Below are 9,517 nucleotides of genomic sequence, written 5' to 3'. Positions count from 1 at the left end.
GGGGGTGTGCGCGCCCCCCCCGCCCCCCCGCCCCCCCCGGGCGCCCCGGCCCGCCCCGCACGGCAGGGCCCCGTACGGCCCGCAACCACCTGAAGCCATCAAGGACCGCCGCCACCAAGGCCGGCCGTCATCAACAGGGTGAGGTTCCACAGTGTCCCAGGAAAAGCTCCTCGACTATCTGAAGCGCGTCACGGCGGATCTGCACCAGACCCGTCAGCGGCTGCGCGAGGCGGAGGCGGGCGAATCCGAGCCGATCGCCCTGGTGTCGATGAGCTGCCGGTTCGCGGGCGGGGTGAACTCGCCCGAGGACCTGTGGCAGCTGGTGGCCGAGGGCCGCGACGCGATCGGCGACTTCCCGGCCGACCGCGGGTGGGACACCGACGCGCTCTTCGACGACGACCCGGACCAGCAGGGCACCAGCTACACCCGGCAGGGCGGATTCCTTTACGACGCCACCGAGTTCGACGCGGCGTTCTTCGGCATCAGCCCGCGCGAGACGCTCGCCATGGACCCGCAGCAGCGCCTGCTGCTGGAGTCCTCCTGGGAGGTGCTGGAGCGCGCCGGCATCGACCCGACCTCGCTCAAGGGCAGCCGCACCGGCGTCTTCGCGGGCACCAACGGCCAGGACTACGGCGACCTGCTGCACCAGGTGCCGCAGGGCATCGAGGGCTACACCCTGACCGGCAACGCGGCGAGCGTGCTCTCCGGGCGCCTCTCCTACACCTTCGGCCTGGAGGGGCCGGCCGTCACCGTCGACACGGCCTGCTCGTCCTCGCTGGTCGCCGTGCACCTGGCCGCGCAGGCGCTGCGCCAGCACGAGTGCTCGCTCGCGCTGGCCGGCGGCGTCACCGTGATGTCCAGTCCGCGGGCGTTCGTGCAGTTCAGCCGCCAGCGGGGCCTGGCGCCCGACGGCCGCTGCAAGTCCTTCGCCGCGGCCGCCGACGGCACCGGCTGGGGCGAGGGCGTCGGCATGCTCCTGCTGGAGCGGCTCTCCGACGCCCGCCGCAACGGCCACCCGGTGCTGGCGGTGCTCCGCGGCTCCGCCGTCAACCAGGACGGTGCCTCCAACGGCCTCACCGCGCCCAACGGGCCCTCCCAGCAGCGGGTGATCCGCCAGGCCCTCGCCGACGCGGGGCTGACCCCGGCCCAGGTGGACGCCGTCGAGGCGCACGGCACCGGCACCGTCCTCGGCGACCCGATCGAGGCGCAGGCCCTGCTCGCCACCTACGGGCTGGAGCGCCCGGCCGAGCAGCCGCTCTGGCTCGGCTCGGTCAAGTCGAACCTCGGCCACACCCAGGCCGCCGCCGGTGTCGCCGGCATCATCAAGATGGTGCTCGCCATGCAGCACGGCGTGCTCCCGCAGACCCTGCACGTGGACGAGCCCTCCCCACACGTCGACTGGGCGGCCGGCGGGGTGCGCCTGCTCGACCGGTCCCGGGAGTGGCCGCAGACCGGCGAGCCGCGCCGCGCGGGCGTGTCCTCGTTCGGCGTCAGCGGCACCAATGCGCACGCCATCATCGAACAGGCCCCCGCCCCGGCCACCACCGACGCGCCCGGCACCACGGGCACGCCCGGGGTCACCGACGCACTCGGGGCCGGCGACACGCTCGACACGCCGGCGCCGCCCGCCGTGCTGCCGTACCTGGTCTCCGGTCGGACCGCCGAGGCCCTGCGCGCCCAGGCCGCCCGCCTCCGCGCCCACCTGGACACGGTGCCCGCACCCGCCCCCGCCGACCTCGCGCACTCGCTCGCCACCGGACGAGCCGCGCTCGACCACCGGGCCGCCGTGCTCGCCGCCGACCGCGCCGAACTGCTGGCGGGCCTGGACGCGCTGGCCGCCGGCGCCACCGCACCGCAGCTGGTGCAGGGTGTCGCGGTCGCCGAGGGCCGCACCGCCTTCCTCTTCACCGGCCAGGGCAGCCAGCGCGCAGGCATGGGCGAGGAGCTGTACGCGGCGTACCCGGCGTACCGGGAGGCGTTCGACGCGGTCTGCGCCGAGCTCGACCCGCTGCTGGACCGACCGCTGCGCGCGGCGATCGCCGACCCGGCCCTGGTCAACGAGACGGCGTACGCCCAGCCCGCGCTGTTCGCGCTCGAAGTGGCGCTGTTCCGCCTGCTGGAGAGCTGGGGCCTGAGCGCCGACCTCCTCGCCGGCCACTCCATCGGCGAGCTCGCCGCCGCCCATGTCGCCGGGGTGTTCTCGCTCACCGATGCGGCGAAGCTGGTGGCGGCCCGCGGCCGGCTGATGCAGGCGCTGCCTCCCGGCGGCGCGATGGTCGCCGTCGAGGCGGCGGAGGACGAGGTGCTGCCGCTGCTGGTCGAGGGCGTGGGCATCGCCGCCGTCAACGGGCCGACCTCGGTGGTGGTCTCGGGCGTCGAGACCGCCGTGGTCGAGCTTGCCGAGAAGCTCGCCGCCGACGGCCGCCGCACCAAGCGGCTGACCGTCAGCCACGCCTTCCACTCACCCCTGATGGACGGCATGCTCGACGACTTCCGCGCCGTCGCCGCCCAGGTGGCCTACGAGGTGCCGCGGATCCCGATCGTCTCCACCGTCACCGGCGACACGCTCTCCGCCGAGGAGGTCCGCGACCCCGAGTACTGGGTGCGGCACGTCCGCGAGGCCGTCCGCTTCCACGACGCCGTGCACCGCCTCCGGGCCGGCGGCGTCACCACCTTCCTGGAGGTCGGACCCGACGGGGTGCTCACCGCCCTCGCCGAGCAGAGCCTCGACGCGGACGGCACGCCCGCTGCACTGATCGCCGCCCTGCGCGTCGGCCGCCCCGAGGCGGCGAACGTGCTGGCCGCCGCCGCCCGCGCCCACGTCCACGGCGCCACGCCCGACTGGCACGCCGTCGGCCGCACCTGGGGCGGCCACCGGATCGACCTGCCCACCTACGCCTTCCAGCGCCGCCGCCACTGGCCGGAGCCGCCGGCCGGCTGGCCGGTCGACGTCACCTCCGCCGGACTCGGCGCCGCCGACCACCCGCTGCTCGGCGCCGCCGTCGCCCTCGCCGACGCCGACGGCGTGCTCTTCACCGGCCTGCTCTCCCAGCAGACCCACCCCTGGCTCGCCGACCACGCCGTGATGGGCACCGTGCTGCTGCCCGGCACCGCCTTCGTCGAACTCGCCGTCCGGGCCGGCGACCACGTCGGCGCCCCGCACCTCGCCGAACTCACCCTCCAGGCCCCGCTGGTGCTCCCCGAGCACGGCGCCGTGCAGATCCAGCTCGCCGTCGGCGAGTCGGACGCCACCGGCACCCGCCCGTTCACCCTGCACTCCCGGCCCGAGCCCGACGACGCCGCCACCGGCGCCGCACCCACCGCCGATCACGCCTGGACCCGGCACGCCACCGGCCTGCTCGCGCCGCCCGCCGACGACCGCCCCGCCGAACCGCTCGGCGCGGACAGCTGGCCGCCCGCCGGCGCCGCCCCGGTCCCGGTCGACGGCCTCTACGACTACCTCGCCGACGCCGGCTTCGGCTACGGCCCGGCCTTCCAGGGCCTCACCGCCGCCTGGCAGCTCGGCGACGAGATCTACGCCGACGTCCGCCTGCCCGAGCCGCACCGCGCCGACGCCCGCCACTTCGGCCTCCACCCCGCGCTGCTCGACGCCGCCCTGCACGGCGTCGGCATGGGGGGCCTGCTCGCGCCCAGCGAGTCCGGGCGCCTGCCGTTCGCCTGGCGCGGCGTCACCCTGCACGCCTCCGGCGCCGACCGCCTGCGCGTCCGCCTCGCCCCGGCCGGCGAGGACGCCGTCGCGGTCACCGTCGCCGACACCACCGGTGCGCCCGTGGCCGCCGTGGAATCGCTGCTGCTGCGCCCGGTCACCGCCGCCCAGGTGCACGCCGCCCGGGCCGTCCACCACGAGTCGCTGTTCACCGTCGTCTGGCAGCCCGCCACCCCCGGCGAGCCCGCCACCACCGGTTGGGCCCTGCTCGACACCGACCGAGCGGGCCTGGCCGCCGCCCTCGCCCTGCCGGTCCACCCCGGGCCGGCCGGGCTCGCCGCCGCCGTCCGCGCCGGCGCCGAGGCGCCGCACACCGTCGTCGCCCTCCTCACCGGCCCCGCCGCCGGCGAGCCGGGCGCCGAGGACCCGCCCGGCGCCGCGCACGAGGTCGCCGCCCGGGCCCTCGCCCTGGTGCAGCAGTGGCTCGCCGAGGACGCCCTCGCCGACGCCCGGCTCGTCCTCGCCACCCGCGGCGCGGTCGCCGTCCACCCCGGCGAGGACGTCACCGACCTGGCCGCCGCCACCGTCTGGGGCCTGGTGCGCTCCGCCCAGTCCGAGCACCCCGGGCGTCTGGTCCTCGCGGACCTGGACGAGGACCCGGCCAGTGCCGACCGCCTGCTCGCCGCCCTCACCGCCGACGAACCGCAGCTCGCCCTGCGGGCCGGCGCCCTCCACGTCCCCCGCCTCACCCGGACGGCGGGCGACCTCGCCCCGGCGGCTGCCGCGACCGGCCTCGCCGCCCTCGACCCCGACGGGACCGTGCTGGTCACCGGCGCCACCGGGACCCTCGGCACCCTCGTCGCCCGTCACCTGGTCGCCGAGCACGGCGCCCGGCACCTGCTGCTGCTCTCCCGGCGCGGCATCGAGGCCCCCGGCGCCGCCGAACTCGCCGCCGAACTCGCCGAGGCCGGCGCCGCCGTCACCCTCACCGCCTGCGACACCGCCGACCGCGACGCCCTCGCCCGGGCGCTCGCCGACATCCCCGCCGCGCACCCGCTCACCGCCGTGGTGCACACCGCGGGCGTCCTCGACGACGGCATCGTCGACGCGCTCACCCCCGAGCGCCTCGCCACCGTGCTGCGGCCCAAGGCCGACGCCGCCTGGCACCTGCACGAGCTGACGGCCGGGCACGACCTCGCCGCCTTCGTGCTGTTCTCGGCCGCCGCCGCCACCCTCGGCGGCCCCGGCCAGGCCAACTACGCCGCCGCCAACGCCTTCCTGGACGCACTCGCACACCACCGGCAGGCCCGCGGGCTGCCCGCGACCTCGCTGGCCTGGGGCCTGTGGGCCGAACGCAGCGGCATGACCGGCACCCTGGACTCCGCCGACCTGCAGCGCATCAGCCGCGCAGGCGTCGCCGCGCTGTCCTCCGCCGAGGGCCTCGCCCTGCTGGACACCGCCACCGCCCTCGGCGGCCCCGGCTACGTGCCGATGCGGCTCGACACCGCAGGGCTCCGGGGCCGGGCCGCCTCCCCGGCGCTGCCCGCCCTGCTGCGCGGCCTGGTCCGCGCCTCCGCCCGCCCGGAAGCCCGGACCGTCGCCGGCACCGGTACGGCCGAGCCGGGCCACCGCTTCGCCGCCCTGCCCGCCGACGAACGGGCCAGGGCCCTGCTCGACCTGGTCACCGGCGAGGTCGCCGCAGTCCTCGGCCACACCGGTGCCGACGCCGTCGAACCCGCCCTCGCCTTCAAGGAACTCGGCTTCGACTCGCTCACCGCCGTCGAGCTGCGCAACCGCCTCACCGCCGCCACCGGCCTGCGGCTGCCGGCCACCCTCGTCTTCGACTACCCCACCCCGCAGGCCCTCGCCGGCCACCTCGACACCCGGCTCGCCGGCTCGGCCGCCCCCGCCGCCGCGACCCCCGCCGCCACGGCCGTCCTCGACGACGACCCGATCGCGATCGTCGGCCTGGCGTGCCGCTACCCCGGCGGGGTGACCACGCCCGAGGAGCTGTGGCAGCTGGTCGCCGCCGGCGGCGACGGCGTCTCCGCCTTCCCGACCGACCGCGGTTGGCCGCTCGACGCCCTCTACGACCCGGACCCGGAGCGCCCCGGCACCTCCTACGCCCGCGAGGGCGGCTTCCTGCACGACGCCGCCGCCTTCGACGCCGCGTTCTTCGGCATCAACCCGCGCGAGGCCCTCGCCATGGACCCGCAGCAGCGCCTGCTGCTCGAGACCGCCTGGGAGGCCTTCGAACGGGCCGGCATCGACCCCGCCTCGCTCAAGGGCAGCCGCACCGGCGTCTTCGCCGGCGTGATGTACCACGACTACGTCTCCCGGCTGCCCGCCATCCCGCAGGGCGTCGAGGGGTACCTCGGCACCGGCAGCTCCGGCAGCGTCGCCTCCGGCCGCGTCTCCTACACCTTCGGGCTGGAGGGCCCGGCCGTCACCGTCGACACGGCCTGCTCCTCCTCGCTGGTCGCCCTGCACCTGGCCGTGCAGTCGCTGCGCAGCGGCGAGTGCTCGCTCGCGCTGGCCGGCGGCGTCACCGTGATGTCCACCCCCGACACCTTCGTCGACTTCAGCCGCCAGCGGGGGCTCGCCGCCGACGGCCGCTGCAAGTCGTTCGCCGCCGCCGCCGACGGCACCAGCTGGGCCGAGGGCGCCGGCATGCTCCTGGTCGAGCGGCTCTCCGACGCGCGCCGCAACGGGCACCCCGTGCTGGCCGTCGTCCGCGGCACCGCCGTCAACCAGGACGGCGCCTCCAACGGCCTCACCGCCCCGAACGGCCCCTCCCAGCAGCGCGTCATCCAGCAGGCCCTGGCCAACGCCGGCCTCGCGCCGACCCAGGTCGACGCGGTCGAGGCGCACGGCACCGGCACCGTCCTCGGCGACCCGATCGAGGCGCAGGCGCTGCTCGCCACGTACGGGCAGGGCCGCGCCGCCGGCCGGCCGCTCTGGCTCGGCTCGATCAAGTCCAACCTCGGCCACACCCAGGCCGCCGCCGGTGCGGCCGGCATCATCAAGATGGTCATGGCGATGCAGCACGGCGTCCTGCCGCAGACCCTGCACGTCAACGAGCCCTCGCCGCACGTCGACTGGACGGCCGGGGCGGTCGAACTGCTGACCGAGGCCCGGGCGTGGCCCGAGACCGGCGAACCGCGCCGCGCCGGCATCTCCTCGTTCGGCGTCAGCGGCACCAACGCGCACGCCATCATCGAGCAGGCCCCCGAGGAGCCGGGCGCCGAGCCGGCTGCCGAGCCGACCGAGGGCGTCCCGAGCACGGGTGTCACGGTGCCCTGGGTGCTCTCGGCCAGGACCGGCGAGGCCCTCATCGAGCAGGCCGACCGCCTGCACCGGCGGCTGGCGGAGGATCCGACCTGGCAGCCTGCCGACGTCGCCCTCTCCCTTGCCACCACCCGCACCGGTCTCGATCGGCGGGCCGCCGTCATCGGCAGCGACCGCACCGAACTCCTCGACGGCCTGGCGACCCTTGCCCGCGGCGGCTCCGCCCGGGCCGAGGGCACGGTGACCGGTGGCCGGACGGCGTTCCTGTTCGCGGGTCAGGGCAGTCAGCGGGTCGGGATGGGCTTCGAGCTGTACGGGGCCTTCCCGGTGTTCGCGGCGGCGTTCGACGCGGTGTGTGCGGAGCTGGATCCGCTGCTGGAACGGCCGTTGCGTGAGGCGGTCGCGGATGCGGAGCTGATCGGCGAGACGGGGTTCACCCAGCCGGCGCTGTTCGCGCTGGAGGTCGCGCTCTATCGACTCGTCGAGTCGTGGGGTGTGCGGCCCGACTTCCTGGCCGGGCATTCGATCGGTGAGATCGCCGCCGCGCACGTTGCCGGGGTGTTCTCGCTGGCGGATGCTGCGCGGCTGGTGGCGGCGCGGGGTCGGTTCATGCAGGCGCTGCCGCGTGGTGGCGCGATGGTGGCGGTGGAGGCGTCCGAGGCGGAGGTGCTGCCGCTGCTGACCGAGACCGTTGGCATCGCGGCGGTCAACGGGCCGACCTCGGTCGTGATCTCCGGCGCCGAGGACGCGGTCCTGGCCGTGGTCGGGCAGCTGGCCGGGCGCAGGTCGAAGCGGCTGACGGTCAGCCATGCCTTCCACTCGCCGCTGATGGACGGGATGCTGGCGGACTTCCGGTCCGTGGCTGAGGAGTTGGCCTTCGCCGAGCCGCGGATCCCGATCGTCTCCACCCTCACCGGCGCACTCGTCACCACCGAGCTCACCGACCCCGAGCACTGGGTGCGGCATGTGCGGGAGGCCGTCCGCTTCGCCGACGCCGTCGGCGCACTGGAGGCCGAGGGCGTGCGGACGTTCCTGGAACTGGGACCGGACGGCACGCTGACCGCCATGGCGCAGCAGTGCCTCGCCGAGGACGGTAACGCCGTCCTCACCCCCGCCCTGCGCCGCGACCGCCCCGAGCCACTGAGCTTCACCACCGCGCTCACCCGGCTCCACGTGCGCGGCACGGCCCTGGATTGGCAGGCCCTCCTCGCCGGGACGGGCGCGCGCCGTATCGACCTGCCGACCTACCCCTTCCAGCGCGAGCGGTACTGGTTGGAGGCGCCCGCACTCTGGGGCGCGGACGTGGCGTCGGCCGGCCTCGTCGCGCCGGAGCACCCGCTGCTCGGCGCCGCCGCTCCGCTCGCCGAGTCCGACGGCTACCTGTTCACCGGGCGGCTCGCGCTGGACACCCACCCGTGGCTGGCCGAGCACGCCGTCTCCGGCACCGTGCTGCTGCCGGGCACTGCCTTCGTGGAGCTCGCCCTACGGGCCGGCGAGCAGGTCGGCTGCGCGCGGCTCGAGGAACTCACGCTGGAGGCGCCCCTGGTGCTGCCCGGCACCGAGGCGCTGCAGTTCCAGCTCTGGGTGGGCGCCGCCGCCGAGGACGCCGGCCGGCCGGTCAGCCTGTACTCCCGGCCCGAACACGCCGATCCCGACGAGCCGTGGACCCGGCACGCCGGCGGCACCCTGGCCGCCGTCCCTGCCGCCGATGCCGAGGGCGACCCGGCCGCCCAGCTCACCGAGTGGCCCCCGCCCGGCGCGGAGCCGGTCGCGGTGGACGGGCTGTACGAGCGGCTGGCCTCGGGCGGCTTCGCGTACGGGCCCACGTTCCAGGGCCTGACCGCCGCCTGGCGGCTCGGCGAGGAGATCTTCGCCGAGGTCGCCCTGCCGACGACGGCCGAGGCGGAGGGCAGCCTGTTCGGCCTCCACCCGGCGCTGCTCGACGCCGCCCTGCACGGCACCTTCCTGCAGGGCAGCGGCGGCGACCGGGGCCGGCTGCCGTTCTCCTGGTCGGGCGTGTCCCTGCACGCCGTCGGCGCGACCGCGCTCCGCGTGCGGATCACCCCGCAGGGCACCGACACCATCGCCCTCGCGCTCGCCGACGCCACCGGGCGTCCGGTGGCCACCGTCGACTCGCTGCTGCTGCGCCCGGTCGCCGCCGACCAGCTGCGCGGCACCCGCGCCAGCCACCACGACGACCTGTTCGAGGTCGCGTGGGCACCGCTGTCCCCGGACGGCGCCGACCTTCCGGCCGCCGCGCCGGCCGTCATCGGCGCCCCCGGGCAGGCCGACGCGGCCGAGGAGCTGCACCGGAGCCTGCGGGCCGCCGGAATCGCCGCCGAGGCGTACCCGGACCTCGCCGCCCTGGCCGCCGCCGTCGGTGCGGGCGCCCCGGCGCCCGGGTTCGTGCTCGCCCCCTTCGGCACCCCGCTCCCGACGGTGGACGCGGACCGGTCGTCCGCCGACACCGTCCGCACCGCCGTCCACCGGGCCCTGGCGCTCGCCCAGGGCTGGCTCGACCGGCCGGCCCTCGCCGAAGCCCGCCTCGTGGTCGTCACGTAC

At 76.8% G+C, this 9,517-nt stretch carries 1 protein-coding gene; it reads left to right on the top strand.

All coding sequences use genetic code 11. From position 1 onward, the window contains the following. Positions 1-151 precede the first annotated feature (151 nt). Positions 152-9,517: type I polyketide synthase (locus ACFV0G_RS25345; RefSeq protein ID WP_380552236.1), on the top strand; the 9,366-nt coding region annotated here is incomplete at its 3' end.

It is taken from the genome of Kitasatospora sp. NPDC059571 (assembly GCF_042735675.1).
Lineage (GTDB): Bacteria > Actinomycetota > Actinomycetes > Streptomycetales > Streptomycetaceae > Kitasatospora.
Note: the sequence above shows the minus strand (reverse complement) of the source record. Positions and strands in the feature narration are given on the sequence as shown.